A 24,619-nucleotide genomic window follows, 5' to 3' on the forward strand; every position below is an offset into this window, starting at 1 on the left:
TTATGCGTTGCGGTTGCGCATCACCCCTTCCTGGACCGTTGAGGCAACCAGCGTGCCATCCTGCGTGTAAAACTCGCCGCGAACGAAGCCGCGGGCGCTGGAGGCCGAGGTGCTTTCAACGCTGTACAGCAGCCATTCATTGATATTAAACGGCCGATGGAACCACATTGAGTGGTCGATGGTGGCGACCTGCATGCCGGGCTCAAGGAAACCAACGCCGTGCGGCTGCAGCGCCACCGGCAGGAAGTTAAAGTCCGAGGCATAGCCCAGCAGATACTGATGAATGCGCAGATCGTCGGGAACGGCGCCGTTGGCGCGCAGCCAGACCTGGCGCGCCGGCTCGGCGATATGGCCTTTCATCGGGTTATGAAATTCCACCGGGCGGATCTCCAGCGGCTTATCGCAGAGGAATTTGTCTTTCACCTGCGGCGGCAGGAGATGCGCCAGCTTGCGGGCGATGTCGGTTTCCGAAGGCAGTCCGTCAGGGGAGGGGGCGTCCGGCATCGCTTTCTGATGCTCATAGCCGTGCTCTGGCGCCTGGAAAGAGGCGGTCATATAGAAGATCGGCTTCCCGTTCTGGATAGCGGCGACCCGGCGGGCGCTAAAGCTGTTGCCGTCGCGCAGGACCTCCACATCGTAGACGATCGGTTTTTGACTGTCGCCGGGGCGCAGAAAGTAGCTGTGAAACGAATGCACCAGACGTTCAACGGGCACGGTCTCTTTTGCGGCATACAGCGCCTGGCCCACCACCTGGCCGCCAAAAACCTGGCGCAATCCCAGGTCTTCGCTCTGTCCACGGAACAACCCTTCCTCAATTTTTTCCAGATCTAATAATGCCAGCAGGTTAGAGAGTGCCTGACTCATACTTATCCTCAATTAACAATGGCGGCGCCGTGCGCGTAATGTGGCAAAGTATAACCTGGAATCGCAAGTGGTCCGATGGGTGTAATAATCTGAATAACAACCGGTCAACAGGAAGAAATCTGAGATCTGTGCCACACTTATTGACGACACGAAAGTTCCTGCCGGCGAAGCGGCGGAACATCCTCCTGGGTATAAAGGGATGATAAGGAGAACATCATGAAATTTGCCTATATGTTTAGTGCCTTAGCCGTCGCCGCGACGCTGACCGCCTGTGCTAATCACCACTCCACCAGTTCTTCCGCTCAGGCAGCCGCACCCGACCCTTACGGTATTGCGACGCTGAGCGTGGCGCAGCAGCAGCCGAGCGTCACGGGGACGATTAATATCCGCCAGAGAATCGCATTACCGCCGGATGCGGTGCTGACGGTGACCCTGTCGGATGCTTCTCTGGCAGATGCGCCAGCCCGCGTATTGTCGCAAAAAGCGGTGCGTACCGAAGGCAAGCAGGCGCCATTTAACTTTGCCCTGCCTTACAACCCGGCAGATATTCAACCGAACGCCCGCATTCTGTTGAGCGCAGCGATTACGGTTAATGGCCAGCTGATGTTCATTACCGATACCGTGCAGACGGTGATCAACCAGGGGGGCACCCATGCCGACCTGACGCTGGTTCCGGTTCAGCAGACCGCCGTGCCTGTCGCACAGTAAGCTCGATGAGCCCCCGGATGGGGGCTTTTTTTTGTCTTCAGTAAACCCAGCGATAGTGCTGGAGATCGATATGGCCGCTGCCGGAGACCTGTACCCCTTCGGCCAGCAATGCCTGACGCTGCCGCTGCAGATCGGGGCCGGTGAGGGAGATATCGCCATGGCGATTGACCACCCGATGCCAGGGCAGAGTGGACCCTTCCGGCAGACGCTTCAGCACATCGCCCACCTGGCGCGCCGCGCGCGGAGAACCGGCCAGCCTGGCGACATCGCCATAGGTCGTGACATACCCTTCCGGTATTGACGCCACAATGTGCCAGACACGTTGGGGAAATGTATCGAGCGGATCCATATTTAGTCCTGTTACCCGAAAAACGCCAGCATAAGCGCTGATCTGCAGGCTGTACAGCCTGCAGATCAGGCGGGCTGTTCGACGGTGAACGTCAGGGCCAGGCCGAGGATCTGCATGCCATGGACATTGTCGGAAGGTGAACTGGCGATGAGGCTCTCCAGGAATTTTAACCGCTGCGAGGTGGCGTTGATGATCAGCTTCGCGCGCAGGCCCGGCATGGTCAGCGACGAGATGGGGTAGACCACCCGACCGCTGATGTAGACCGGTAGCTTGCGCAGTTCCACCTGACGCAGCACGCCGACGGTGGAATAGAGCAGCGCCAGCGGCGTGACCGCCCGCACCGGCGCCTGACTGATAGTCACGAAGTTGAGCATTTTTTCAGGGCGCAGATAATTCACCCCCTGAAAGGCGATGGTCATCCCTTCAATGGCGGGCAAAGGCAGAGTGATGGTCTGTGGTGATGAGTCAGTCATTCGATTACCGTAGAGACAATGCGCTGATGATAAAAGAGAACATGAGGTGGATAAGTATGGTGGATATCCCGGCAGTGTGCTGAGCGCACGCTCTCACTCTCACAGATTGAGCGTGAGTGACTGGTTTTATTCGCGTTATTGCGCAATAAACCAGCAGGCAGTCGGGGCGCGCTTGCAATTCACCAGGTCAGCAGGGATAATGCGCCAGCGCGTTGGGTAACAACGCTCTCAATGGGGGCTCTGTTGGTTCTCCCGCAACGCTACTCTGTTTACCAGGTCAGGTCCGGAAGGAAGCAGCCAGAGCAGACGACGTGTGTGCCGGGATGTAGCTGGCAGGGCCCCCACCCATTTCGCCCTCATGATATATCCCTTATATTTTCCCGGTCTTTATTCCTGCTATATTTAATACCTGATACAGATCACATATTATTTTTTGTTGCTAAAACAACCCGTTTTTATTCCATAATATTGACTTGTCATAAATCTGAAATGCTACTGCAATATTAATGTCATTTTCGTGTCATAAATAAAGCGCATCTTATTGCTGGGAATTTGTTGCCAGATCCATGCTATAAAATATATCTCTGGATCAGCATGTTAACTTCGTGTATTAATTATGATGATTTTATTGCACGGGAAGCGTAGCTATGACCACAGTGGTTTTGAATGTAAAAATTGACGCTGAGTTAAAAGAGAAGTTGCGTCATTATGCGGAAGTGAATAACGAGAACCTGGGTACGGCAACGGAAAAGCTGCTGCAGCTGGCTTTTCAGCTGGAGGCATCAGCAGGTGAGGCGGGGGTGACGGAAGAGGACATTGACAGCCAGCATACCGAAGAGGAAGCGACGCCATTAACCCCTAAAGAAATCAAAGCATTAAGAAAACTTCTGAAGAAGAAAAAATGAAACAACAATTCTCTACAGCCAGCAACTATAGCGAAGCCTGCGATATGTTGCGCTCAGGATACGTAAAACACGTTCGCCTGAACTGGAATATCGGTAGTGATGAGTTCTTTCGCATTGCCTCCGACTGGTGTGACACCGGCGCTAAAATTAAAAAAGATGAAGATGGCTTTATTATTTCCCTGAAAGGGTTTCCTATTCCGCGCCAGCATTAATGAAATTGCCTTATTTCCGTCACCGGGTTGCCATAACCAGATGGCAGGATACTCAGGCAATTTTATAAAAACATCTCATATACCTCATGGATGACGGACTTTTGACGGGCTGAAGCCAGCCCGTCGATATTTTCTTATATTATTTTCCGCAAACGCGTATTTTCCCGCTGTTCTGCAAGGCTATGCCACAATGGTTGTAGCGTGGAGAAGGCCTGGCGCAATGCTTCGTCCGGCAAGGTAAACGGCAGACGTAAATAGCGATCGAACGCGCCCTCCAGACCAAACCGCGTCCCGGTGCCGATATGGATCCCCTGGCTTTCCGCCCGCGCAGAGAACAGGGTGGCCAGCATGTCAGGGAGTTCCACCCAAAAAGAGAGTCCGCCTTCCGGTGGCGTAAAGCGCCAGCGGGGAAAATACTCTTTCATCAGCACTTCGCACATGTCCCGGCGCGCCTGCAGCATCTCCCGTCGCGGCGGTAGCAGCGTGGCGGCGTTTGCCAGCAGCCAGCTGCAGGCCAACTGCTCCAGCAGCGGCGTACCCAGGTCCAGAGAGTCGCGGGCCTGAATCAGCGAGGCGATCGTTCGCGCGCTGGCGCGGATCCAGCCGATGCGCAGTCCCCCCCAGAAACTTTTCCCGGCCGAACCGATAGTGATCACCGCGGCGTCGGGATTAAAGCAGGCCAGCGGCGGCGGGGGCGGGGCGTTATACCAGAGGTCGACCATGGTCTCATCGATCACCAGCGTTGTTCGCGTCCTGGCCGCGATGTCCGCGACCCGCTGGCGGGTAGGGGCATCCATACAGCGCCCGGTAGGGTTGTGAAAATCCGGCATCAGCCATGCCAGACGCGGCGCGGTCTGCGCAATGGTCGCCGCTAATCCATCGCAGTCCCATCCCTGCTGGGGGAGTGCGACCCCGACGGGCCGGCAGGAGGCGCCCTGAATGGCGCTGATGGCCATTGGATAGGTCGGGGCGTCAATGACCACCCGGTCACCGGGGCCGGTGAACAGACGCAGGATCAGCGCGAAGGCGCTGAGCGCGCCGTTGACCACCATCACTTCATCGGGCCGCGTCGGCAGGCCACGTTCGCTGTATCGCCGGGCAATCGCTTCCCGCAGCACCGGGAGCCCCTGCTGATCGTAGCCGGTCTGGGTGAGATAGGGCGGCAGCAGGGTCATGGCGTGCTGGAAGGCCTGATGGACCTCCGGACCGGCGCTGAGGGCAGCGGTAGAGAGATTGATCGTCGAGGGGGTCGCAGAGGGCGGCGGCAGATCGGCAGGGCGTTCCGGCAGGACAATGCGCGACCCGCTCCCCTGGCGGCTATGGAGAAACCCCTCCTCCCGCAGCTGGCCGAGGGCGCTGGCGATGGTCGTCCGGCTGACGTTGAGGGCCGCCGCCAGCTCGCGCTCGCCGGGCAGGCGCGTCTGTAGCGTCAGACGGCCATCGAGGATCAGCAGGCGGAGCGCTTCCGCCAGCTGGCGCCATAGCGGTGTGCGGGAACTGGACTCCTGCCAGTTGCCAAGCAGGCGTACCAGGGACTGTGTTCCAAAGCGTCGGGCTGACATAGCGATCCACTTTTCCAAAACTGGCCATTAATTATCAGTCCATTTTTGCTGATGATGAGGGCATTCGCAATGATGTTGAGGAAAAAATATGCTTCGTCGCCTGCTGCAGTTATATATCGGTCTGGTGCTCTACGGCGTGTCCACGGCGCTCTTCGTGCATGCTAATCTCGGCGCCGATCCGTGGGACGTTTTTCATCTTGGGGTGGCTAAACAGCTGGGGATCAGTTTCGGGACCGTGATTATCCTGACCGGCGCCGCGGTGCTGCTGCTATGGATCCCGATTCGGCAGATGCCGGGGCTCGGCACGGTGAGTAATGTTATCGTGCTGGGGCTGGCGGCGGACGCCACGCTGGCCGTCCTGCCTCCGCTGGAGTCGCTGGTGGCGCGCAGTGCGCTGCTGGTGGTGGCGATTGTGATGAACGCTATCGCCACCGGGATGTACATTGGCGCGGGCTTTGGCCCGGGTCCGCGCGATGGCCTGATGACCGGCCTGCACGCTCGCACCGGCTGGTCATTGCGCGGTATCCGTACGGCGATCGAGCTCTCCGTGCTGCTGATTGGCTGTCTGCTGGGGGGCAAGTTTGGCGTCGGAACCGTCATTTACGCGCTGTCGATTGGGCCGCTGATCCAGCTGTGCCTGCCGTGGTTCAGCCAGCCCGTCCGCCGCCGGGCGGTCAGCACTCCCCGGGAGAGCGTCTCCTGAAGGGAACCCGCGCCCTCGTCGTCAAGAAGAGGGCGCATTGTGGTTTACAGGCCGCTCAGGCCATGAAGCATCATGTAGATCCCCACCACAATAATCAGTAAGCCTGAGATCCAGGGCGCTTTGCGCGAGATGTCGTTAAGCCACGGCCAGCGGCGGGTGGCATGTTTCATGCTCAGGGCGGCGATAGCCCCGGAAGCCACCAGCGTCAGCGCCAGACCGACGCTAAAGCCCAGTACCAGCGTGGCGCCCAGCGAGAATTTCTTCAGCTGTAAACAGATAAGCAGCACGGTAATGGACGCCGGGCAGGGGATCAGCCCGCCGGTCAGGCCAAACATCACAATCTGCCCGGTCGTCACCTGGCGGCCATCGAAGCGCCGGTTAATCTCCTGAGCATGGGCCCGCTGATGCGCGTCCTGCCACTCCTCCGCCACCAGCGGCGCGCCAGGGGAGTGAGAATGATGGTGGTCATGATGTTCATGATGATGATGGTCATGGTCATGGTCGTGCCCGTGCTGAGGATGATGGTGGTGGGCGTGGGGCCGCGATTCGCGCCAGGTGCGCCAGAGCATCCAGCAGGCAATCAACACAATGACAATCCCCGAGATCAGCTGAAACCAGGGCTCAGAAGTCTGGGCGTTCCAGCCGCGGCCAAACCACAGGCCGGCCATGGCGATCAGCCAGACCACCGCGGTATGCGAGACCGTCGCCGCCAGCCCTAACAGAACCGCCTGCTTTAAGGTTCCCCGTACCGCCACGATAAAGGCGGCCATCATCGTTTTTGAGTGGCCGGGTTCGAGGCCGTGCAGCGCGCCGAGCAGTATCGCGCTGGGAATAAACAGCCAGGCATTGCCCTGCTGCAGAAGGGAAGTGAAATCGTTCATATCGGGATCCTTGCCAAAAGTGGCTCTATGCTACTCTCCCCCAGTAGTAAAATACTACCCCCCAGTAGAAAAAGAGGCTGATAAAAGGGATCATGCTATGCTGGCAAGCGTTGCCGGCGTCGAAGGTCGGGCAATGACGGCAGAATAAAACGGTGGATCGCGCAATGTCACACACAGTGAGAGACAAAAAGAAGTTACTGACCCGGCTGAAGAAAATTCAGGGGCAGAGTACCGCATTAGAGAAAATGCTTAATCGCGAGCATGAGTGCGCTGAGGTGCTACAGCAGCTGGCGGCGATCCGCGGCGCGGTCAATGGCATGATGCTGCAGGTTATCCAGGGGCATTTGACCGACCATGTGGTGAAAGAGCCAGATGAGACGCAGCGTGAAGCGGATCTGGAGACGGTGATGCAGGTGATTAAATCCTATCTGAAGTAGCCTCCGGCAGAGAGCGGCGAAGAGGCTGCGCCCGCTGACCTTCTGTGCAGGCTGCCTGCCGCTTAATGCGCATGGAGATTATCTTCCGCCCACTGAATAAATGACTCTTTTGGCAGCGCTTTGCTGTACAGCCACCCCTGGGCGTACTGAACGCCATGCTGTCGCAGCCAGTCGCGCTGGCTTTCGGTTTCCACCCCTTCGGCGACGGTGGTCAGATTGAGCGCCTTGGCCATTTCAATAATGTGCGGTGTCAGCGGCCGGTACTCGAGGGTATCGACAAAGGATTTATCGATTTTCAGCGTGTCGACGTCCAGCTTCTGCAGATAGCTCAGACTGGAGTAGCCGGTACCGAAATCGTCAATCGAGATCCGATGGCCAGCCTGACGGTAGTGAGCGATCACCGGCATGGTGGTCTCCGGGTCGACAAACCCGCGCTCGGTGATCTCAAGGATGATCTGTTCGGCGGCGATCCCCCAGTGCTGCAGCTGATCGTGTAACAGCATGGGCAGGGTGGGAGAGCGTAAGTCATCCACCGACAGGTTGATGGAGATATGCACTTCCGGCCGCTGCCTCAGCCAGGGGCCCAGATCGGCGAAAATTTTCCTGACGATATCTTCCGTCAGCTGGGTGATCAGTCCGGTCTGCTCGGCCAGGGGAATAAAGATATCCGGCGATAAATAGGTACCGTCGGGTTGCTGCCAGCGCGCCAGCGCTTCGGCTCCGGCGATTTTCCCGTCCTGCAATGAAATAATCGGCTGATAGTGAACCTGAATCGCCTGGGAATGGAGGGCGTCCAGCATACTGTTGCGCGGTGAACGCAGGTGTCTCAGCAGGCGCAGCAGCAGCCAGGTGGCAAGCAGGCTGGTGAAGATGCCGGCCGGGAGCCAGAAAATCAACTGCTGTCGTATGTGCTGCTGCAGCGGCAGGGTGGATGACCAGGTCACAATGCCGGATCCCAGCTCGGGAATGCGCTGGATCCGGTAGACCGTATTATCCAGGGTAAGCATATTCAGGTGCGGGTCTTTAATCCGTTGCCAGGCCTTCGCCGGCAGCGGCTGGCTGCTGATCACCATTTTCAGATGGTCCAAACCAAACAGCATGCTATGGATCTTCTCCTCGCTGACGGGCGCCACATCAATGAAGGAGATGGGATCGATCATTACCATATGCTGCTGGCTGGCCATGGCCGTCATCTGGTGATTGAGGCCAAGATCGTTAATCGAGGTCAGCCAGGTGCGATAGCCGTCGGAGGCAATGTGGTCCGGTGGCGGGAAAGTCACCGCGACGCTATGGTCTTCCAGGGAGGAGCATTGCGGCACGGAATCCTGCAGCCAGAGCACTTCCTGAACGTAGCGGTGGGTATAGGCGATCCGGCGGAGGGTGAGCAGATGTTCAGGGCTACAGGACGAGGCTGTATGTGCATCGGCCTCCCGCAGCGCTTCCCGGGCCTGATCGGCGACCTGCAGCGTGCGGACGACGATGCGGTTGGAATAATCATCCAGTTCACGATAGAACTGCATTTTGGCCTGCCGCGCCGCCTGCCAGATGCTGAGCGAGATGGGCAGGATGATGGCCAGTATCAGCACCCCTGTAAACAGCGCCATCAGATGCCGGGTCCTCATGCCTGTGTCCTTATCGTTCGCCGGGTGTCATCAGTATATGCGAAAGATAAACCGGGCGCAGTGGGAGAAATCGCGCTGTGCGGGGAAAAAAACCGGCATCACAATAGCCTGCGATGCCGGGAGAGAAGGATGATTCCGATGCAGCAGAATAAAAATGAGGGTGTGAATGCCGGGCAGGATGTATTCCGGCATTCAGTCGCAGCATACGCTGCGCAGATGACAGCAATATGTTGGCTTAGTGCGCGTCTGGCGCCGTGATATCGGCGCTGATGCGCAGATCGTTCTCATCAAACACCATGCAGAAGCGGTCATCGAAGGCCAGATTAATCTTCTGCCACGGGCGGAAATGGACGTCGCCGGGCAGCAGAACCTTGACGTTATCGTGACCATAGCACTGGCCGAACAGGTAGGTATTGTTGCCCAGACGTTCCACCACTTCACATTGAAACTCCACCACGGTACCGGTGGAGACTTCAGGCGTGAGGTGCTCTGGCCGGATCCCCAGCGTTACCGCGGCGCCGGGGTTAAGCGGTTGGGTGGCAACGTTCAGGGTGAGCTGATGGTCCTGGGCGAGGGTGACCGTTAAACGCTCTGGCTGCCAGTCGCTGACGGTGGCGGGTAAAAAGTTCATCTTTGGCGAGCCGATAAAACCGGCGACGAATTTGTTGACCGGATTGTAGTAAAGCGCCATCGGCGAACCCATTTGTTCAACCTTTCCGTAGTTCATGACCACGATTTTATCAGCGAGAGTCATCGCCTCCACCTGATCGTGCGTGACATACACCATGGTGGTCTTCAGCTCCTGGTGCAGGCGGGCAATATGCAGGCGCATATCGACGCGCAGTTCCGCGTCGAGGTTAGAAAGCGGCTCATCGAACATAAACACCCGGGGATTACGCACGATAGCGCGGCCAATGGCCACGCGCTGCCGCTGGCCGCCGGAGAGCTGCTTCGGTTTACGGTCCAGCAGGTGAGAGAGCTGCAGCGTTTTGGCCACCATTTCCACCTGGCGACGGATCTCCGCTTTCGGCACTTTATTCACCTTCAGCCCGTAGCCCATATTCTCCGCCACCGTCATGTGCGGGTAGAGCGCATAGGACTGAAAAACCATCGCCACGCCGCGGCGGGCGGGGACCACATCGTTCATCACCTCATCGCCGATCAGCACCTCCCCGTCGCTAACCTCTTCCAGCCCGGCAATCATACGTAACAGCGTCGATTTTCCACAGCCGGAAGGGCCGACGAAGACCGCAAACTCGCCATCTTCAATATCGAGATTGACCTGGTGCAGCGTCACCGTGCTGCCGAACCTTTTGGTGACATTCCTCAGTCGTATATTGGACATCCACATTCCCCGAAGTGAGTAGCCGTTGTTTGCCGTTGGCGTGTCGCTGAGTTGAGTGAAATTGTATTACGTGTAACAAAACAGCGTGACGATATTCAACAGCGCTAAAATCATGTCCTGACTATAACTTCCGCGGATTTTGCGCCATACAGCGGCGTTTCATTTCTGCAAGGATGATCACACAACTGGCAGCTTATGGTAGTTTTATCCCTAATCAAAGCGTAGCGTATAACAAAAGCGAATCAGCGTCTGTTTTCTATGTAACAACGCAGTTTGAAATGATTTTTTTTCTAGCTGACAGACGTAATTCAAATAAAAACCATTAAATTGTTATACCTTCACATGAGGTTGATAATGAAAAAGAACACGCTTGCTGCACTGATCCTTACCACCCTCGCGGCGGGGCAACTTACCAGCCTGCAGGCGCATGCCGCCGGGCAGCTCAACGTTTGGGAAGACATTAAAAAATCCACTGGCATCAAAACCGCGGTCAGCGATTTTGAGAAGCAGTACAACGTGAAGGTCAATCTGCAGGAGATGCCTTATGCCCAGCAGCTGGAAAAGCTGCGCCTCGACGGCCCGGCGGGCATTGGGCCGGACGTGCTGGTGATCCCGAATGACCAGCTCGGCGGCGCCGTCGTTCAGGGGCTTCTCTCGCCGCTCAACGTCGAGCAGGCGAAACAGGATGCCTTTACGCCAGCCTCTATCAATGCCTTCCGCATGGACAACGCGCTGTACGGCATCCCGAAAGCGGTGGAAACCCTGGTGCTTATCTACAACAAGGACCTGATCGACAAGCCGCTGGACAGCCTGCAGGCCTGGCTGGACTACTCGAAGACCCAGCGCGAGCAGAACAAATACGGCCTGCTGGCGAAGTTTGATCAGATCTACTACAGCTGGGGAGCCATTGGCCCGATGGGCGGCTATATCTTCGCGAAGAACGACGGCGGCGGTTTCAACCCGCAGCAGGTGGGGCTCAATACTCCCGGCGCTGTGGAAGCCGTGACCTTCCTGAAAAAATTCTATGCCGAGAAGGCTTTCCCTGCAGGGATCCTCGGCGATAACGGGCTGAACGCCATTGATTCGCTGTTTACCGAGAAAAAAGCGGCGGCGGTGATCAACGGCCCCTGGGCCTTCCAGCCGTATGAAGCCGCCGGTATCAACTATGGCGTGGTGCCGCTGCCGACCCTGCCGGACGGCAAGCCGATGAGCTCCTTCCTCGGCGTTAAGGGCTACGTGGTATCGACCTGGAGTAAAGACAAGGCGCTGGCGCAACAGTTTATCGAGTTCATCAACCAGCCGCAGTATGTAAAAGCCCGCTATGTCGCCACCGGCGAAATCCCGCCGCTGAAGGCGATGATTGACGACCCGGTGATTAAAAATGACGAAAAGGCCAGCGCCGTCGCCGTACAGTCGGCGCGGGCGATGGCCATGCCGGGCATTCCGGAGATGGGGGAAGTGTGGGGGCCGGCTAATGCCGCGCTTGAACTGAGCCTCACCGGCAAGCAGGCGCCGCAGGCCGCGCTCGATAACGCGGTGAAACAGATCAAGATGCAGATCGAAGCGATGCAGGCCAGCAATCAGTAATTTACCGTCACGTGAAGTCACCGAGCGGGAGGGGGACCTCCCGTTTGTAGAAGGAGTCGAGTGTGAGCATCCATTCCAGCGAAAATTATAGCGACGCGCGCGGGCCCGGGCGCCATGCGTGGTGCGGCCTGCTGCTGGCAATCGTGCCGGGTTTCGGTCAGTTTTATCATCGCCAGTGGCTGAAGGGGCTGGTCTTCCTGGTGTTGTTGAGCAGCTTTCTGGGTATTTTTTATGACTTCCTGCGCGAGGGGCTGTGGGGGCTCTATACCCTGGGTGAAGAGGTGCCCCGGGATAACTCTATCTTCCTGTTAGCGGAGGGGATTATCAGCGCGCTGATCGTCGCTTTTGGCGTGCTGATCTATTTTCTCTCGCTGCGGGACGCGTGGCTGAACGGCAAAAAACGCGATGAGGGGGTCGCGCTGAACAGCGTGCGTAAGCAGTACCAGATGCTGCTGAGCGATGGCTTCCCGTACCTGATGATCACGCCAGGCTTTATTCTGCTGGTCTTTGTGGTGATCTTTCCCATTCTGTTTGGTTTCGCCATCGCCTTCACCAACTATAACCTGTACCACACGCCGCCGGCGAAGCTGGTGGACTGGGTGGGCCTGAAAAACTTCGTCAATATTTTCACCCTCTCCATCTGGCGCTCCACCTTCCTGGATGTGCTGCAGTGGACCGTGGTGTGGACGCTGCTGGCGACCACCCTGCAGTGTACGGTGGGCGTGCTGTTGGCGATTCTGGTGAACCAAAAAGATCTGCGCTTTAAGCCGCTGATCCGCACTATCTTTATTTTGCCGTGGGCGGTGCCGGGGTTTGTCACCATCCTCGTCTTTGCCGGGATGTTCAATGACTCCTTCGGGGTGATTAACAACGCGATCCTGTCATTCTTCGGCATCAGTCCAAAGGCATGGCTGACCGACCCGTTCTGGACCAAAACCGCGCTGATCATGATGCAGACCTGGCTTGGCTTCCCGTTTGTCTTTGCCATGACCACCGGCGTGCTGCAGGCGATCCCGGACGATCTGTATGAAGCGGCGACGATGGACGGCGCCAGCGCCTTTACCCGCCTGCGCACCATCACCCTGCCGCTGGTGCTGTACGCGATCGCGCCGATCATCATCACCCAGTACACCTTCAACTTTAATAATTTCAACATCATTTATCTGTTTAACAACGGCGGCCCTGCAGTGGCGGGATCTAACGCCGGCGGGACGGATATTCTGGTGTCGTGGATCTATAAGCTGACGATGTCCTCGTCGCAGTACGCCATCGCGGCGACCATCACTATCCTGCTGTCGATCTTCGTCGTCGGCCTGGCGCTGTGGCAGTTCCGCGCCACCAAATCCTTCAAAAATGACGACATGGCGTAAGGGAAGCAACATGGCTCAATCACCCAGTATTAAACGCGAAAAGTGGATCCGACTCTCTCTCACCTGGCTGGTGGTTATCCTGGTCTCGGTGGTGATTATCTATCCGCTGGTCTGGACCGTCGGGGCGTCGCTGAACGCCGGCAATAGCCTGCTGAGTACCTCGATCATTCCGGAAAATCTGTCGTTCCAGCACTATGCCGATCTGTTCAATGGCAATGTGAATTACCTTACCTGGTACTGGAACTCGATGAAAATCAGCTTCCTGACCATGGTGCTGACCCTGATTAGCGTCAGCTTTACCGCCTACGCCTTCTCCCGCTTCCGCTTTAAAGGGCGGCAGAACGGGCTGATGCTGTTCCTGCTGCTGCAGATGATCCCGCAGTTTTCCGCGCTGATTGCCATCTTTGTGCTGTCGCAACTGCTTGGCCTGATTAACAGCCATCTGGCGCTGGTGCTGATCTACGTCGGGGGAATGATCCCGATGAACACCTGGCTGATGAAGGGGTATCTCGACGCGATCCCCAAAGATCTGGATGAGTCCGCCCGCATGGACGGCGCCAGCAGCTTTCGCATCTTTATCGAGATCATCATGCCGTTGTCGAGGCCGATCCTCGCGGTGGTGGCGCTGTTCTCCTTCACCGGCCCGCTGGGGGATTTCATCCTCTCCAGCACCATCCTGCGTACCCCGGATAAATACACCCTGCCTATCGGTCTGTATAACCTGGTGGCGCAAAAAATGGGGGCCAGCTACACCACCTACGCGGCGGGGGCGGTGCTGATTGCCGTGCCGGTCGCGATCCTCTATCTGGCGTTACAAAAATACTTCGTCTCCGGCCTGACCTCGGGCAGTACTAAAGGATAAGCACATGAAAAGATTTACACCCGCATGGCTTGCGGTTTGTCTGGCATGCAGTTTTTCCCCCCCTTCGCTGGCGGCGGACGCGCTTGAAACCCGCGCCTTTCAGGGCATGCCGGCGGACTTTATTAAAGGCGCGGATATCTCCACGCTGCTGGATGCTGAAAAGCACGGGGCGACCTTCTACGACCAGAATAACCGGCGTAAGGATCCGATCGCCATTCTGAAAGAGAACGGCGTCAACTATGTTCGCCTCCGCCTGTGGGTGGATCCGCAATCGGCAAGCGGCGAGGGCTATGGCGGCGGGAATAACGATCTGGCCACGACCCTGGCGCTGGCGAAACGCGCGAAAGCCCAGGGAATGAAGCTGCTGCTCGACTTTCATTACAGCGATTTCTGGACCGATCCCGGCAAGCAGTTCAAACCGAAGGCCTGGGAAAAGATGGATTACCCGCAGCTGAAAACGGCGATTCATGACTATACCCGGGATACCATCGCCCGCTTTAAGCAGGCGGGCGTCCTGCCGGATATGGTGCAGATCGGCAATGAGATCAATGGCGGTATGCTGTGGCCGGAAGGGAAAAGCTGGGGGCAGGGGGGCGGAGAGTTCGACCGGCTGGCTGGTCTGCTGAACGCGGCCATTGATGGCCTGAAGGCGAACCTGCACAACGGCGAGCAGGTGAAAATCATGCTGCATCTGGCTGAAGGGACCAAAAACGATACCTTCCGCTGGTGGTTTGACGAAATAGAGAAACGCCATGTGCCGTATGACGTGATCGGTTTGTCGATGTACACCTACTGGAACGGGCCGATCAGCGCCCTGAAGGCCAATATGGATGACATCAGCAAACGCTATAACAAAGACGTTATTGTCGTCGAGGCGGCCTATGCCTATACCCTGGCCAATTGCGATAACGCGGAAAATAGTTTCCAGGCCAAAGAGGAAAAGGACGGGGGATATCCCGCCAGCGTGCAGGGACAATATCGCTATATCCACGATCTGATGCAGGCGGTCATCGATGTTCCCGACCAGCGCGGCAAAGGGATTTTTTACTGGGAGCCCACGTGGATTGCCGTTCCGGGAAATACCTGGGCCACCCCGGCGGGGATGAAATATATCCATGACGAATGGAAAGAGGGCAATGCGCGTGAAAATCAGGCGCTATTTGATTGCCAGGGAAAAGTATTGCCGTCGGTAAAAGTATTTAATTAATTTTTTGTCGTTCTTTTCAGGAAGTTTATTATGAATAAATTTGCACCTTTACATCCAAAGGTTAATACGCTGCTGCATGGCGCAGATTATAACCCGGAACAATGGGAGAATGACCCCGATATTATTGATAAAGACATTGCCATGATGCAGCAGGCAAAATGTAATGTGATGTCGGTGGGAATATTTAGCTGGGCGAAACTTGAGCCGCGCGAAGGGGTATTTGATTTCGCCTGGCTGGATACTATCCTCGATAAACTGTATGCCGCCGGCATACATGTTTTTCTGGCCACGCCGAGCGGCGCGCGTCCGGCGTGGATGTCACAGCGCTATCCGCAGGTTCTGCGGGTGGGGCGCGATCGGGTGCCAGCCCTGCACGGCGGCCGTCACAACCACTGTATGTCATCGCCGGTGTATCGTGAGAAGACCCTTAAAATCAATACCCTGTTGGCGGAGCGCTATTCTGCGCACCCGGCGGTGCTGGGCTGGCATATTTCCAATGAATATGGCGGCGAATGTCATTGCGAGCGCTGCCAGACTCGCTTTCGCGACTGGCTGAAGGCGCGGTACCAGACCCTGGAGAATCTCAACCAGGCCTGGTGGAGCACTTTCTGGAGCCATACCTACAGCGACTGGTCGCAGATTGAATCGCCTGCGCCGCAGGGCGAGGTGTCGATCCACGGCCTGAATCTGGACTGGCATCGCTTTAATACCGCCCAGGTGACCGATTTCTGCCGCCATGAAATCGCCCCGCTGAAGGCGGCGAATGCCGCCCTGCCGGTGACCACCAACTTTATGGAGTATTTTTACGATTACGACTACTGGCAGCTGGCGGAGGTGCTGGACTTTATCTCCTGGGACAGCTATCCGATGTGGCACCGCGACAAAGACGAAACCGCGCTGGCCTGCTATACCGCGATGTATCACGACATGATGCGCAGCCTGAAGGGCGGCCAGCCGTTTGTGCTGATGGAGTCCACGCCGGGCGCCACCAACTGGCAGCCGACCAGCAAACTGAAGAAACCGGGGATGCATATTCTCTCTTCGCTGCAGGCGGTGGCGCATGGCGCCGACTCGGTGCAGTATTTCCAGTGGCGCAAGAGCCGTGGTTCGGTTGAGAAATTCCACGGCGCGGTGGTCGACCACGTTGGGCATATTGATACCCGCATTGGCCGTGAAGTCAGCCAGCTCGGCGAGATCCTCAGCAAGCTGCCGGCGGTGAGGGGGTGTCGCACCGAGGCGAAAGTGGCGATTATCTTCGACCAGCAGAACCGCTGGGCGCTTGATGACGCCCAGGGGCCGCGCAATCTGGGTATGGAGTATGAGAAGACGGTCAATGAGCACTACCGTCCGTTCTGGGAGCAGGGCATCGCCGTCGATGTGATTGACGCCGACGCTGATTTAACGCCGTACCGGCTGGTGATCGCCCCGATGTTATACATGGTGCGCGACGGCTTTGCCGGGCGGGCGGAGGCGTTCGTCGCCAGCGGCGGCCATCTGGTGACTACCTACTGGACCGGCATCGTCAACGAGTCCGATCTCTGTTATCTCGGCGGCTTCCCGGGCCCGCTGCGCAATCTTCTGGGCATCTGGGCGGAGGAGATCGATTGTCTGAATGACGGCGAGTTTAATCTGGTGCAGGGCCTGGCCGGGAATCAGTGCGGTCTTCAGGGCCCCTATCAGGTGCGCCATCTCTGTGAACTGATCCATACCGAAAGCGCGCAGACGCTGGCCACCTACCGGGATGATTTTTATGCCGGAAGGCCAGCGGTGACGGTGAACGGCTTCGGGAAAGGTAAAGCCTGGCATGTGGCCTCCCGCAACGATTTGGCCTTCCAGCGCGACTTTTTTGCCGCCCTGAGCAAGGAGCTGGCGCTGCCGCGGGCGATCGCGTCGGATTTACCGCCCGGAGTGGTGGCCACCGCGCGCACCGACGGTGAGAGTACGTTTGTCTTCCTGCAGAACTACAGCGCGCAAAGCCATACCCTGAGCCTGCCGCCAGGGTATCGGGATTGCCTGACCGACGCGGCGGTGGCGGACCCGCTGACCCTGTCAGCATGGGATTGCCGTATTCTCCGTCGCCACGCGTAATCCTTTTTCTCCACGCCTGCTCTGACGAGCAGGCTTTTTTTTATCTATTACCCTGGAGTTTATGATGGTGAGTTTAAAATCTTTCCTGCACTATTTCTCGCCTGCGCGTCCGGCACAGCCGTTAAGCGAAGCGGAAAAACAGCAAATCGAGGCGCTGATTCAGGCCTTCGGCGGTGAAGCGAATATTACCCAAGTGGACGCCTGTATTACCCGTCTGCGGGTAACGGTTCGTCATCTGGCGGCCGTGGACTCTGACGCATTACAGCAGCAGGGCGCGCTGGGCGTCATTATTCTTGGTCAGCAGGTTCATGCTATTTTCGGTAAGCAGTCCGATGCGCTACGTCAATTGCTGGATGACCATTTTGCCGCGCGGAAATAAATAAAACGGGATAACCTGAAAACAGGTTATCCCGAAAATAAGACAAAGACAGCAGTGGCAATAATGATTACCGGAGGGTAATTAATGACCTTAGCGTTGGAGATATAAATAACGTATTTTTCTTACCAGAGCGATATTACCACCAGGCCTCAACCTGCACGCCGAAATTCCAGGTATTATTCGCCGTCTGGTCTTCAAATGGTTTACCATCTTCGGAATCATTCAGATACGACGCGAAAATACGTAATTCCGGACGTGACATAAAGTCCGGCCCGTCCGCCAGACCCAGAGCAATGGTATATTTCTCACCGGCCTGTTTGTAACTGGTGCCATTGTTGTAGCTGTCTTTCTGATAGAAACCGCCGACTTCGCCAATCAGGCGCACGTAGTCGGTGAACTGATACTGCCCGCGGGCGACCAGCGACAGCATCCGCGTTTTGTCGGTGTAGTCGGTAATATCATCCGCCGAGCCCCAGGTCAGAACGTGGTTGATGGAGAACTTCTCGGTAATGGGGATCAGACCGGTGTTAATCACGCGATAGCCGGTGGCGTCATTCACGTAGTTCCACATATCGTACCAGCCGCCGCCCTGGGAGACCATATTCTGCGCCAGCCCTTTGTTGGCATACTGCAGCACGGTTTTGTTATAGCCGCCCAGCATATCCTGACTGATTTCACCGGTTAGCATCACGCCATTTTCGGCATCGTACAGCCCGCCGTAGCTGTCCTGTTTTTTGGTGGTGTTCGGCATGGCGTAGTCGATGCCGAATTCGGTCCACGACCCGGACCACGGCTTCCATCCCGCATAGCGTAAATCGATATAGTTGATATTGACGTTGCTGTCGCCATCGACGCGATAGTCAACGTCGTTGGCATCGCCGCGGATCCACGCCAGCGAGACGGCGCCCGGGCCAAGGGTGTAGTTTTCCACCCCGGCCCCGGAGCCGGAAATGTTCCAGTATTTGGTATCGATGATGTGCAGATCGTGACGCTGATAGTAACGTTTGCCGCCCCAGATCACCGCATTCGGATCGCCCGGGATCAGCCCTTTGATCTGCAGATTCAGCTGACGTAAGCCGAACTGCGCGTCATCGTTCAACGTGGTTTCATTATCGTTAGAGCCATCGGAGACCATGCTGACCATGCTGTCGAGATAGAAACTGACATCATCTTTTTTGTAGACCTCGGAGCCCAATTCCAGTTCGCCATAGGTATCCGATTCGTTCCCCAACCGGCCCAGCTTGTTCTTTTGCCATTCCGCTTCGCTACCGTCGCCGGAGACCCCAACCCCGGCGCGCAAATAGCCATGAAAATCAACGGTCGGGATCGCAGCGGTAGCCGCAAAGGCGGAAGGGGTGATTAGCGCAGCGGCTAATGCTGTGGAAAGGGCGCGCAGTGTCGTATTCATCTCTATCCTCTTATTGTTTTGTATTACGTTCACATAACTGATGTAATAAAATGCCTAAATGTAACTTCAGGCAAACGAGATATGATTATTGTGTGACTAAGTGCAAATAATAACGCTGTTTTTTGTTGTGATGAGTGAGGTGATTCACAATTGACCTGGTTGTGAACGTAATACTTTTTGTGGTCTAATTTTGCGGTGAGAAGTGGCGGTGAGCGTTTTTTCAAATGGCCCCTGTTACAATCATGGGATAACAACATAAGGAACCGGACCATGAAGTCTAAAAGCGCTACTCTGGAAGACGTCGCACGTCATGCGGGTGTCTCTTACCAGACCGTGTCCAGGGTACTCAACAAATCTGCCAATGTATCCGAAGCGACGCGCCGCAAGGTGGAGAAATCGATAGAGGCTCTACGCTATGTGCCCAACCGGCTGGCGCAGCAGCTGGTGGGGAAGGAGAGCCAGACGGTGGGGCTGGTGACGATTTCGCTGGCCTGGCATGCCCCCTCCCAGGTGGCGGCGGCGGTAAAACGCTATGCCAACCTGGAAGGTTACCAGGTCCTGATTTCGATGATCGATGAGAGCGTCAACCAAAGCATCCAGGATTCCATCAATGAGCTGAAGTCTCAGCGGGTGGATAAGGTCATTATCAACGTGCCGCTGGAGACCGAACAGGCGCAGAAAATCGCCGCTGACAACGATGATATCGTCTGCCTGTTTCTCGATGTTGATCCCTACAGCTCTGTGTTTAACGTTTCGTTTAACCCGGCGGACGGCACCCGGGCCAGCGTCAAATATCTCTACGAGATGGGGCATCGGGAGATCGCGCTGCTGGCGGGGCCGGACAGCTCCGTATCGGCCAAACTGCGGCTGAAAAGCTGGCTGGAGACCCTGGATGGCTACGGTCTGAAGCCGGTGACCGTCCTGCACGGCAACTGGGATGCGCAAAGCGGCTACGCCGGCGCGCTGCAGATGCTGCGTGAAACGCCGAACTTCAGCGCTGTGCTGGTGGGCAATGACCAGATGGCGCTGGGGGTGCTCAGCGCCTTCCATCAGCATCAGGTGGCGGTGCCGGGAGAGAAATCGGTGATTGGCTATGACGATACCTATGAAAGCTCCTTTTTCTATCCGGCATTGAGTACGGTATCGCTGGACCTCGACCTGCAGGGTAAAGAGGCGGTGCGGCGGATCCTCGCCAGTACCAGCGGCGCGGCGCATACCTCATCCATCCTGCCGGCGCGCCTGGTGATTCGCCATTCCAGCGGCGCCAGAGTCGAGCAGGGGAAAGATCTGCAGGCTATCGCGGAGCAACTTCGCGCTATCGCCCACCGTCTGGCGCCCTGAAGCCAAAGGCGAGGAAACTCGCCTCTTTGTTATTACCCCTGCTATGACCATGGTTGATCTTTGTCGTGGAACGGCGTAACTTTATTGTTATGTTATAACATAACGATGAGGTCATCATGAAAGCCCATATCCATCCTCCCTATCGCACGGTGGTGTTTCACGACACCAGCGCCAATGAATATTTTAAAGTTGGCTCAACCATCCGCACCGAACGCGTGATTGAGCTCGACGGTGAGACGTATCCGTATGTGACGATCGATGTCTCATCGAAATCGCATCCTTACTACACCGGCAAACAAAAAACGTTCGCCAGCGAGGGTAGCGCGGCCCGTTTCCGCCAGCGCTTCGGCGGCTTTATTGATGCAAAAAGGAAGGCATGATGCAGGTCGTTAACTCATTACGCAGCGCCAAACAGCGCCACCCGGATTGCCAGCTGGTCAAACGCAAAGGGCGGCTGTACGTGATCTGTAAGAGCAACCCCCGCTTTAAAGCGGTGCAGGGGCGCAAAAAACGTCGTTAACGGAAGCTTTCCAGGGGACGGCGCTGCTGGCCGTCGGCGGTAAAATTGTCGGCGGCCAGCCATTGGCGCATGGCGCTATCCAGCTCCGGCCATTCGCCATCAATCACAGAAAACCAGTCCGTGTCCCGGTTGTGTCCTTTGCTCACCAGCGCCTGACGAAAACGTCCTTCGTACTGAAATCCCAGTCGCCTTGCCGCCCGGCCTGACGGCGTATTGAGGCTATTGCATTTCCATTCATAGCGACGGTAGCCGAGCGTCCCGAAAACATACTGCATCAACAGCCAGTGCGCTTCGGTGGCCATAGCCGTTCGGCTCAGCAACGGAGAGAAATGGACATGCCCCACCTCGACCACGCCGTGGTTGGCATCGATGCGCATTAACGCCAGCGACCCGACCGCCGTCCCGCGCTGCTGGTCAACGACGGCGAAATGGATAGGATCGGTCAGCGTCGCAACCTGCGCCACCCAGGCGCTAAATTCAGCCAGACTGGTTTCCGGTTCGCGCAGCAGCCACGTCCAGCTGCGGGCGTCGGGCGCCAGCTGGTGGGCAGCAAACAGATCGCTGGCGTGGGCGAGGGTGAGCGGTTCGAGCCGACAGCGGCTGCCCTGAAGTACCTGCCGCGTTGGCCAGGGGCGGGTTTGCCAGTCGGGCAGCGCGGCGCCGAGCGCCTGTCCAAACTGATTATATTCACACATTGCGGTTTCCTTATTGGGGATGTACAGGCAGCGTACGCGCTGGCTGGTTCCATAAAAAGTGCCACCAGAGTATGTTCTTATGGATCCACGAGGAGGTGACATGAACATACCGGACGATGCGTTTTATGGATTGGTGACGCAGGGGATGCGGCAGCGAACGGACGAAACCCTGCAGCGCGCCCTTTACCACACTTTGCGCCATGCCATCCTGCAGGGAACCCTGGCGGCCAGCTGCCGTTTGCCAGGATCGCGCGTGATTGCCGGTCGACTGCATCTGTCGCGCAATACGGTGAATGCCGCACTGGAGCAGCTGACGCTGGAAGGATACCTGACGCGAAGCCGTCAGGGGACGCAGGTTGTGCCGCTCGCCGCCAGCCGCCGGCAGGAGGTAAACGCGCCACCCGTTGTGCTGTCTGAGAGGCTGCAGGGGCTGCCAGCCGCTATGCGCCGTGACTCGCCGGCGCTGCCGTTTACGCCTGGCATGCCGGCGGTGAACTATTTCCCGCTGCCGCTGTGGCGGCGGTTAATGGATAAAGCATTGCGCGACGAGGGCAGCACGCTGCTGGGCTACGGTGAGGCCGCGGGCGATCCCCAACTGCGGGAGGCGATCGCTCGCCATCTGGCGCTCTCCCGGGGTATTCAGTGCGATATCCGGCAGATCGTCATCACCGAGGGGGCGCTGGAAGGGGTCAACTTATGCGCCTCGCTGTTGACCAACCCGGGCGACACCGTGTGGCAGGAAGAGCCGGGATACCTGGGCGCCAGGAGTGGTTTCCAGCGGGCAGGGCTGCAGGTCTGCGGGATGGCCGTCGATCATGAAGGGATGTGTATGGCCAACGGCGCGGCAGAGCCACCCCGGCTGATTTTCACCTCTCCCTCTCATCAGTATCCCCTTGGGAGCGTTATGAGCGCCGCGCGGCGTCTGGCGCTGGTGGAGTATGCCCATCGGCACGGCGCGTGGATTGTGGAGGATGACTACGACAGCGAGTTTCGCCACAGCGGAGAGCCGATCCCGGCGATGCTGGGAATGGTCCCGGATGCCCCGGTGGTCTATCTCGGCACCTTCAGCAAAACCCTTTTTCCGGCGCTGCGTATCGGTTTTATGGTAATGCCGCCCGCGCTGGCGGATGCCGCTCAGGAGGCCATTGGCGCGCTGCTGCGCGGAGGGCACCGCGCTGAACAGCGGGCGCTGGCCAGCTTTATCGAAAAGGGGCACTATGCGCGTCATCTGGCGGCGATGCGTCGTCTGTACCGCAAACGTCAGCAGCAGCTGCGCGAGGCGCTGGCGCAAGAGATCACCGTGCCGTGCGAAGTCCTTGGTGGGGAAGGGGGGCTCCATCTGACGCTGGCCATCGAGGGGATCGACGATCGCGCGATAGCGCAGCAGGCGCGTCAGTTTCAGCTGGCGCCCGCTGCGCTAAGTCATTTCTATCTCGACCCGCGGCGGGGGCGGAGCGGGCTGGTGCTGGGGTATGGCAATACTTCTGCTTCCCGCTATCCGCTGGCGCTGCGGACGCTGAATCGTCTTATTGCGCAGTACCGGCTCGGGTCAGCGTAAAGACATCGTAAAAGGAGAGATCGCCTTTGGTGTCGACCATTTTTTTAAGCTGCGCCTTCTGCTCGCTATCGACGTCCGGCGACTGCAGGATGCGGTCGATCAGCTGTCGGGGGACAAAGCGGGTGTTGTACCATTCGCCGTTGTAACACACGCGAAAGTCGAGGACGTCGATATCTTCGTAACGATAGCGTGGATAGACGTCAAAGAAGAAAAAAGCGTTGAACAGGATGAACAGCACCACCAACAACCAGACCGAATCCACCAGCGTTTCAGAGCGCAGCATCACCACCAGTGTCGCCAGAAACGCGGCATACATGGCAACAAACAGGCCCGGATGGTTACGGATAAAACTGATGCTAAAACGCGGGCGATTATCGCGTTTTTCCTGCACGTTCAGTTCGTCAATGGTGTGAGTAAGCAGGCGTTGTATTTCTGTCATCTTGGTCCCCGAATTCTGCAATAAGCCTGCCCCGTGCGCCCGGTGGCTCGGGCGTGGCAGGCTCAGCCTGAAGGCTATTTTATGTTGCAGTATTCTGCGGAGAAAGTAACAGATCAGTTACAGAAAAGCATAACAGTTACGCATTTGGCGGCGGAAGGCGCTTAATGATCTGCGCCGGGTTGCCGCCGACAACGGTACTGGCGGGGACGTCTTTAGTGACCACCGCTCCGGATGCGATGACCGCATTATCGCCAATGGTCACCCCGGGATTGATCACCGCCCGACCGCCAATCCACACATTGTGGCCAATGGTCACCGGTTTGCCATATTCCTGGCCGCTGTTTCGGGCCTCAGCATCCAGCGGATGGGTGGCGGTATAGATATGGACGCCCGGGGCCAGCATGCAGTTATCGCCAATATGGATAGGGCAGACGTCCAGCATCACGCAGTCAAAATTGGCGTAAAAACCGGTGCCGAGAAAGATATTGTAGCCGTAGTCGCAGCGAAAGCTTGGCTCGATATACGCATCGCCAGCGCGACCGAGCAGCTCGGCGAGAATACGCTGACGTTCTTCCTGCGCATCCGGGGCGGAATGATTGTAACGGTGCAGCAGCTGTCTGGCGCGCAGACGATCGGCGCGTAGCGTTGGGTCGCCAGATAAATAGAGCTCACCGGCGATCATTTTGCGTTTTTCTTCACTCATTGGTCTTCCTTATACCTGACGTTAGATGGCCAAAGCAGTATAAAAAAGAAACCGGTTACAGGTTTGCTGTTGGCTAAATGATGTGATGACTATCACAAAGATACCCTGCTGAGGCTGGCGATTACCGTCCGGTCAGCAGACCGCGTCGGGCGCGGTAATTAGCGGATAAATTTCCAGACGGACGTCGGGATCTTATCGTACAGCTTATTCATGGTCAGTTCAGCCAGACGATGATCGGCGGCTGAGTAAAATACCGCCAGCTCATTATCAGAAAGTTCATATTTGTTTTTTTCAATGACGCGCTCCAGCGTGTCAATTGTCTGGCAACGGCGTAAGCGCATCAAATAGTCTGTTTTAGTTAATGGCTTATCAGACATAATTCCACCTTTTGATTGTAATAA

The 24,619-nt window shown here is 57.1% G+C and carries 28 protein-coding genes and 1 other RNA gene; 17 read left to right on the forward strand and 12 right to left on the reverse strand.

Translation table 11 applies throughout. The features are described 5' to 3' along the window. The gene (gene tesB, locus ACLH1U_RS11665) at positions 1 to 864 is read right to left on the reverse strand and encodes an acyl-CoA thioesterase II (protein WP_032453859.1); all 864 of its coding nucleotides are present in this window, start codon (positions 862 to 864) and stop codon (positions 1 to 3) included. 216 nt (positions 865 to 1,080) lie between these two features. Between tesB and ACLH1U_RS11670 the strand changes: the two genes are divergently transcribed. After that, positions 1,081 to 1,572: a YbaY family lipoprotein gene (locus ACLH1U_RS11670; RefSeq protein ID WP_023288625.1), complete on the forward strand. Its 492-nt coding sequence runs from the start codon at positions 1,081 to 1,083 to the stop codon at positions 1,570 to 1,572. A gap of 37 nt (positions 1,573 to 1,609) precedes the next feature. Here ACLH1U_RS11670 and ACLH1U_RS11675 read toward each other — a convergent pair whose 3' ends face one another. Both ACLH1U_RS11675 and ACLH1U_RS11680 read right to left on the reverse strand, forming a co-directional pair. Beyond that, positions 1,610 to 1,921 (reverse strand): MGMT family protein, encoded by a 312-nt coding sequence (locus tag ACLH1U_RS11675; RefSeq protein ID WP_411299254.1) that lies wholly within the window; start codon positions 1,919 to 1,921, stop codon positions 1,610 to 1,612. A gap of 65 nt (positions 1,922 to 1,986) precedes the next feature. Then, positions 1,987 to 2,394 (reverse strand): hypothetical protein, encoded by a 408-nt coding sequence (locus ACLH1U_RS11680; protein WP_032453860.1) that lies wholly within the window; start codon positions 2,392 to 2,394, stop codon positions 1,987 to 1,989. Between the two features lie 241 nt (positions 2,395 to 2,635). On the opposite strand from ACLH1U_RS11680, the gene ffs reads away from it, so the two are divergent. The 3 genes from ffs (at position 2,636) to ACLH1U_RS11695 (ending at position 3,511) form a co-directional block, all read left to right on the forward strand. Continuing rightward, an RNA gene (gene ffs / locus ACLH1U_RS11685) (signal recognition particle sRNA small type) lies at positions 2,636 to 2,732 on the forward strand. 309 nt (positions 2,733 to 3,041) lie between these two features. Further along, positions 3,042 to 3,299, forward strand: a complete 258-nt coding sequence (locus ACLH1U_RS11690) for a hypothetical protein (RefSeq protein ID WP_023288627.1) — start codon at positions 3,042 to 3,044, stop codon at positions 3,297 to 3,299. Then, on the forward strand, positions 3,296 to 3,511 hold the full coding sequence (locus ACLH1U_RS11695) for a hypothetical protein (protein WP_004142688.1): 216 nt from the start codon (positions 3,296 to 3,298) through the stop codon (positions 3,509 to 3,511). Before ACLH1U_RS11690 ends, ACLH1U_RS11695 begins: the two co-directional genes overlap by 4 nt. A gap of 134 nt (positions 3,512 to 3,645) precedes the next feature. On the opposite strand, the gene ACLH1U_RS11700 is transcribed toward ACLH1U_RS11695, so the two are convergent. Then, positions 3,646 to 5,073 (reverse strand): PLP-dependent aminotransferase family protein, encoded by a 1,428-nt coding sequence (locus ACLH1U_RS11700; protein ID WP_032453861.1) that lies wholly within the window; start codon positions 5,071 to 5,073, stop codon positions 3,646 to 3,648. Between the two features lie 88 nt (positions 5,074 to 5,161). On the opposite strand from ACLH1U_RS11700, the gene ACLH1U_RS11705 reads away from it, so the two are divergent. Then, entirely contained in the window at positions 5,162 to 5,776 is a 615-nt protein-coding gene (locus tag ACLH1U_RS11705) for a YczE/YyaS/YitT family protein (protein ID WP_032453862.1), read from the forward strand. Between the two features lie 44 nt (positions 5,777 to 5,820). Here ACLH1U_RS11705 and ACLH1U_RS11710 read toward each other — a convergent pair whose 3' ends face one another. Then, on the reverse strand, positions 5,821 to 6,657 hold the full coding sequence (locus ACLH1U_RS11710; protein ID WP_044521274.1) for a nickel/cobalt efflux protein RcnA: 837 nt from the start codon (positions 6,655 to 6,657) through the stop codon (positions 5,821 to 5,823). A 164-nt stretch (positions 6,658 to 6,821) separates the two neighbouring features. On the opposite strand from ACLH1U_RS11710, the gene ACLH1U_RS11715 reads away from it, so the two are divergent. Then, entirely contained in the window at positions 6,822 to 7,094 is a 273-nt protein-coding gene (locus ACLH1U_RS11715; protein WP_004204767.1) for a metal-sensing transcriptional repressor, read from the forward strand. A 62-nt stretch (positions 7,095 to 7,156) separates the two neighbouring features. On the opposite strand, the gene ACLH1U_RS11720 is transcribed toward ACLH1U_RS11715, so the two are convergent. Then, entirely contained in the window at positions 7,157 to 8,716 is a 1,560-nt protein-coding gene (locus ACLH1U_RS11720; protein WP_032453864.1) for an EAL domain-containing protein, read from the reverse strand. Positions 8,717 to 8,951: 235 nt separating this feature from the next. Then, a complete protein-coding gene (locus tag ACLH1U_RS11725) occupies positions 8,952 to 10,061 on the reverse strand; it encodes an ABC transporter ATP-binding protein (protein WP_023288632.1) in 1,110 nt (369 codons plus the stop codon). A 354-nt stretch (positions 10,062 to 10,415) separates the two neighbouring features. Here ACLH1U_RS11725 and ACLH1U_RS11730 point away from each other — a divergent pair, with 354 nt between their 5' ends. The 6 genes from ACLH1U_RS11730 (at position 10,416) to ACLH1U_RS11755 (ending at position 17,554) form a co-directional block, all read left to right on the forward strand. Then, the gene (locus ACLH1U_RS11730; protein ID WP_017898899.1) at positions 10,416 to 11,648 is read left to right on the forward strand and encodes a maltodextrin ABC transporter substrate-binding protein; all 1,233 of its coding nucleotides are present in this window, start codon (positions 10,416 to 10,418) and stop codon (positions 11,646 to 11,648) included. A 62-nt stretch (positions 11,649 to 11,710) separates the two neighbouring features. Then, positions 11,711 to 13,018 carry a carbohydrate ABC transporter permease gene (locus ACLH1U_RS11735; protein WP_032453927.1) on the forward strand — a complete coding sequence of 436 codons (1,308 nt, stop codon included), beginning with the start codon at positions 11,711 to 11,713 and terminating at the stop codon, positions 13,016 to 13,018. Between the two features lie 10 nt (positions 13,019 to 13,028). After that, positions 13,029 to 13,880, forward strand: a complete 852-nt coding sequence (locus ACLH1U_RS11740; protein ID WP_004204761.1) for a sugar ABC transporter permease — start codon at positions 13,029 to 13,031, stop codon at positions 13,878 to 13,880. Positions 13,881 to 13,884: 4 nt separating this feature from the next. Continuing rightward, positions 13,885 to 15,087, forward strand: coding sequence for an arabinogalactan endo-beta-1,4-galactanase (locus tag ACLH1U_RS11745; RefSeq protein ID WP_032453928.1), 1,203 nt, complete (start codon positions 13,885 to 13,887; stop codon positions 15,085 to 15,087). 30 nt (positions 15,088 to 15,117) lie between these two features. Then, the gene (locus ACLH1U_RS11750; protein ID WP_032453929.1) at positions 15,118 to 17,175 is read left to right on the forward strand and encodes a beta-galactosidase; all 2,058 of its coding nucleotides are present in this window, start codon (positions 15,118 to 15,120) and stop codon (positions 17,173 to 17,175) included. A 64-nt stretch (positions 17,176 to 17,239) separates the two neighbouring features. Continuing rightward, complete coding sequence (locus ACLH1U_RS11755; RefSeq protein ID WP_023288637.1) at positions 17,240 to 17,554, forward strand: glucose PTS transporter subunit EIIB; 315 nt, start codon at positions 17,240 to 17,242, stop codon at positions 17,552 to 17,554. Between the two features lie 136 nt (positions 17,555 to 17,690). Here ACLH1U_RS11755 and ACLH1U_RS11760 read toward each other — a convergent pair whose 3' ends face one another. After that, positions 17,691 to 18,962: a maltoporin gene (locus tag ACLH1U_RS11760; RefSeq protein ID WP_023288638.1), complete on the reverse strand. Its 1,272-nt coding sequence runs from the start codon at positions 18,960 to 18,962 to the stop codon at positions 17,691 to 17,693. Positions 18,963 to 19,232: 270 nt separating this feature from the next. Here ACLH1U_RS11760 and ACLH1U_RS11765 point away from each other — a divergent pair, with 270 nt between their 5' ends. The 3 genes from ACLH1U_RS11765 (at position 19,233) to ykgO (ending at position 20,823) form a co-directional block, all read left to right on the forward strand. Continuing rightward, on the forward strand, positions 19,233 to 20,303 hold the full coding sequence (locus ACLH1U_RS11765; RefSeq protein ID WP_023288639.1) for a LacI family DNA-binding transcriptional regulator: 1,071 nt from the start codon (positions 19,233 to 19,235) through the stop codon (positions 20,301 to 20,303). A 116-nt stretch (positions 20,304 to 20,419) separates the two neighbouring features. Continuing rightward, positions 20,420 to 20,683 (forward strand): type B 50S ribosomal protein L31, encoded by a 264-nt coding sequence (locus ACLH1U_RS11770; RefSeq protein WP_004204754.1) that lies wholly within the window; start codon positions 20,420 to 20,422, stop codon positions 20,681 to 20,683. Beyond that, positions 20,683 to 20,823, forward strand: a complete 141-nt coding sequence (ykgO, locus tag ACLH1U_RS11775) for a type B 50S ribosomal protein L36 (RefSeq protein ID WP_002892018.1) — start codon at positions 20,683 to 20,685, stop codon at positions 20,821 to 20,823. Before ACLH1U_RS11770 ends, ykgO begins: the two co-directional genes overlap by 1 nt. Here ykgO and ACLH1U_RS11780 read toward each other — a convergent pair. Next, positions 20,820 to 21,518: a GNAT family N-acetyltransferase gene (locus ACLH1U_RS11780; protein ID WP_411299255.1), complete on the reverse strand. Its 699-nt coding sequence runs from the start codon at positions 21,516 to 21,518 to the stop codon at positions 20,820 to 20,822. The two genes, ykgO and ACLH1U_RS11780, sit on opposite strands and share 4 nt — an antisense overlap. 100 nt (positions 21,519 to 21,618) lie before the next feature. Between ACLH1U_RS11780 and ACLH1U_RS11785 the strand changes: the two genes are divergently transcribed. Then, positions 21,619 to 23,076 (forward strand): PLP-dependent aminotransferase family protein, encoded by a 1,458-nt coding sequence (locus ACLH1U_RS11785; RefSeq protein ID WP_110211634.1) that lies wholly within the window; start codon positions 21,619 to 21,621, stop codon positions 23,074 to 23,076. Here ACLH1U_RS11785 and ACLH1U_RS11790 read toward each other — a convergent pair. After that, a complete protein-coding gene (locus ACLH1U_RS11790) occupies positions 23,045 to 23,515 on the reverse strand; it encodes a YlaC family protein (RefSeq protein WP_023288642.1) in 471 nt (156 codons plus the stop codon). The genes ACLH1U_RS11785 and ACLH1U_RS11790 overlap by 32 nt on opposite strands. 33 nt (positions 23,516 to 23,548) lie before the next feature. On the opposite strand from ACLH1U_RS11790, the gene ACLH1U_RS11795 reads away from it, so the two are divergent. Then, positions 23,549 to 23,680, forward strand: coding sequence for a hypothetical protein (locus ACLH1U_RS11795; protein WP_032428629.1), 132 nt, complete (start codon positions 23,549 to 23,551; stop codon positions 23,678 to 23,680). Here the strand turns inward: ACLH1U_RS11795 and maa are convergent. Together maa and ACLH1U_RS11805 are read right to left on the reverse strand one after the other, a co-directional pair. Then, on the reverse strand, positions 23,652 to 24,218 hold the full coding sequence (gene maa, locus ACLH1U_RS11800; RefSeq protein WP_049013780.1) for a maltose O-acetyltransferase: 567 nt from the start codon (positions 24,216 to 24,218) through the stop codon (positions 23,652 to 23,654). The two genes, ACLH1U_RS11795 and maa, sit on opposite strands and share 29 nt — an antisense overlap. A 158-nt stretch (positions 24,219 to 24,376) precedes the next feature. Beyond that, entirely contained in the window at positions 24,377 to 24,595 is a 219-nt protein-coding gene (locus ACLH1U_RS11805) for an HHA domain-containing protein (protein WP_002892050.1), read from the reverse strand. Positions 24,596 to 24,619 lie beyond the last annotated feature (24 nt).

This window comes from Klebsiella sp. 1SOBk5mer (assembly GCF_046603115.1).
GTDB lineage: Bacteria > Pseudomonadota > Gammaproteobacteria > Enterobacterales > Enterobacteriaceae > Klebsiella > Klebsiella quasipneumoniae.

Excerpts from the sequence above, each read along its gene's own strand:
- tesB (WP_032453859.1), bottom strand. The coding sequence starts at position 864 with ATGAGTCAGGCACTCTCTAACCTGCTGGCATTATTAGATCTGGAAAAA.
- ACLH1U_RS11670 (WP_023288625.1), top strand. The coding sequence starts at position 1,081 with ATGAAATTTGCCTATATGTTTAGTGCCTTAGCCGTCGCCGCGACGCTG.
- ACLH1U_RS11675 (WP_411299254.1), bottom strand. The coding sequence starts at position 1,921 with ATGGATCCGCTCGATACATTTCCCCAACGTGTCTGGCACATTGTGGCG.
- ACLH1U_RS11680 (WP_032453860.1), bottom strand. The coding sequence starts at position 2,394 with ATGACTGACTCATCACCACAGACCATCACTCTGCCTTTGCCCGCCATT.
- ACLH1U_RS11690 (WP_023288627.1), top strand. The coding sequence starts at position 3,042 with ATGACCACAGTGGTTTTGAATGTAAAAATTGACGCTGAGTTAAAAGAG.
- ACLH1U_RS11695 (WP_004142688.1), top strand. The coding sequence starts at position 3,296 with ATGAAACAACAATTCTCTACAGCCAGCAACTATAGCGAAGCCTGCGAT.
- ACLH1U_RS11700 (WP_032453861.1), bottom strand. The coding sequence starts at position 5,073 with ATGTCAGCCCGACGCTTTGGAACACAGTCCCTGGTACGCCTGCTTGGC.
- ACLH1U_RS11705 (WP_032453862.1), top strand. The coding sequence starts at position 5,162 with ATGCTTCGTCGCCTGCTGCAGTTATATATCGGTCTGGTGCTCTACGGC.
- ACLH1U_RS11710 (WP_044521274.1), bottom strand. The coding sequence starts at position 6,657 with ATGAACGATTTCACTTCCCTTCTGCAGCAGGGCAATGCCTGGCTGTTT.
- ACLH1U_RS11715 (WP_004204767.1), top strand. The coding sequence starts at position 6,822 with ATGTCACACACAGTGAGAGACAAAAAGAAGTTACTGACCCGGCTGAAG.
- ACLH1U_RS11720 (WP_032453864.1), bottom strand. The coding sequence starts at position 8,716 with ATGAGGACCCGGCATCTGATGGCGCTGTTTACAGGGGTGCTGATACTG.
- ACLH1U_RS11725 (WP_023288632.1), bottom strand. The coding sequence starts at position 10,061 with ATGTCCAATATACGACTGAGGAATGTCACCAAAAGGTTCGGCAGCACG.
- ACLH1U_RS11730 (WP_017898899.1), top strand. The coding sequence starts at position 10,416 with ATGAAAAAGAACACGCTTGCTGCACTGATCCTTACCACCCTCGCGGCG.
- ACLH1U_RS11740 (WP_004204761.1), top strand. The coding sequence starts at position 13,029 with ATGGCTCAATCACCCAGTATTAAACGCGAAAAGTGGATCCGACTCTCT.
- ACLH1U_RS11745 (WP_032453928.1), top strand. The coding sequence starts at position 13,885 with ATGAAAAGATTTACACCCGCATGGCTTGCGGTTTGTCTGGCATGCAGT.
- ACLH1U_RS11750 (WP_032453929.1), top strand. The coding sequence starts at position 15,118 with ATGAATAAATTTGCACCTTTACATCCAAAGGTTAATACGCTGCTGCAT.
- ACLH1U_RS11755 (WP_023288637.1), top strand. The coding sequence starts at position 17,240 with ATGGTGAGTTTAAAATCTTTCCTGCACTATTTCTCGCCTGCGCGTCCG.
- ACLH1U_RS11760 (WP_023288638.1), bottom strand. The coding sequence starts at position 18,962 with ATGAATACGACACTGCGCGCCCTTTCCACAGCATTAGCCGCTGCGCTA.
- ACLH1U_RS11765 (WP_023288639.1), top strand. The coding sequence starts at position 19,233 with ATGAAGTCTAAAAGCGCTACTCTGGAAGACGTCGCACGTCATGCGGGT.
- ACLH1U_RS11770 (WP_004204754.1), top strand. The coding sequence starts at position 20,420 with ATGAAAGCCCATATCCATCCTCCCTATCGCACGGTGGTGTTTCACGAC.
- ykgO (WP_002892018.1), top strand. The coding sequence starts at position 20,683 with ATGCAGGTCGTTAACTCATTACGCAGCGCCAAACAGCGCCACCCGGAT.
- ACLH1U_RS11780 (WP_411299255.1), bottom strand. The coding sequence starts at position 21,518 with ATGTGTGAATATAATCAGTTTGGACAGGCGCTCGGCGCCGCGCTGCCC.
- ACLH1U_RS11785 (WP_110211634.1), top strand. The coding sequence starts at position 21,619 with ATGAACATACCGGACGATGCGTTTTATGGATTGGTGACGCAGGGGATG.
- ACLH1U_RS11790 (WP_023288642.1), bottom strand. The coding sequence starts at position 23,515 with ATGACAGAAATACAACGCCTGCTTACTCACACCATTGACGAACTGAAC.
- maa (WP_049013780.1), bottom strand. The coding sequence starts at position 24,218 with ATGAGTGAAGAAAAACGCAAAATGATCGCCGGTGAGCTCTATTTATCT.
- ACLH1U_RS11805 (WP_002892050.1), bottom strand. The coding sequence starts at position 24,595 with ATGTCTGATAAGCCATTAACTAAAACAGACTATTTGATGCGCTTACGC.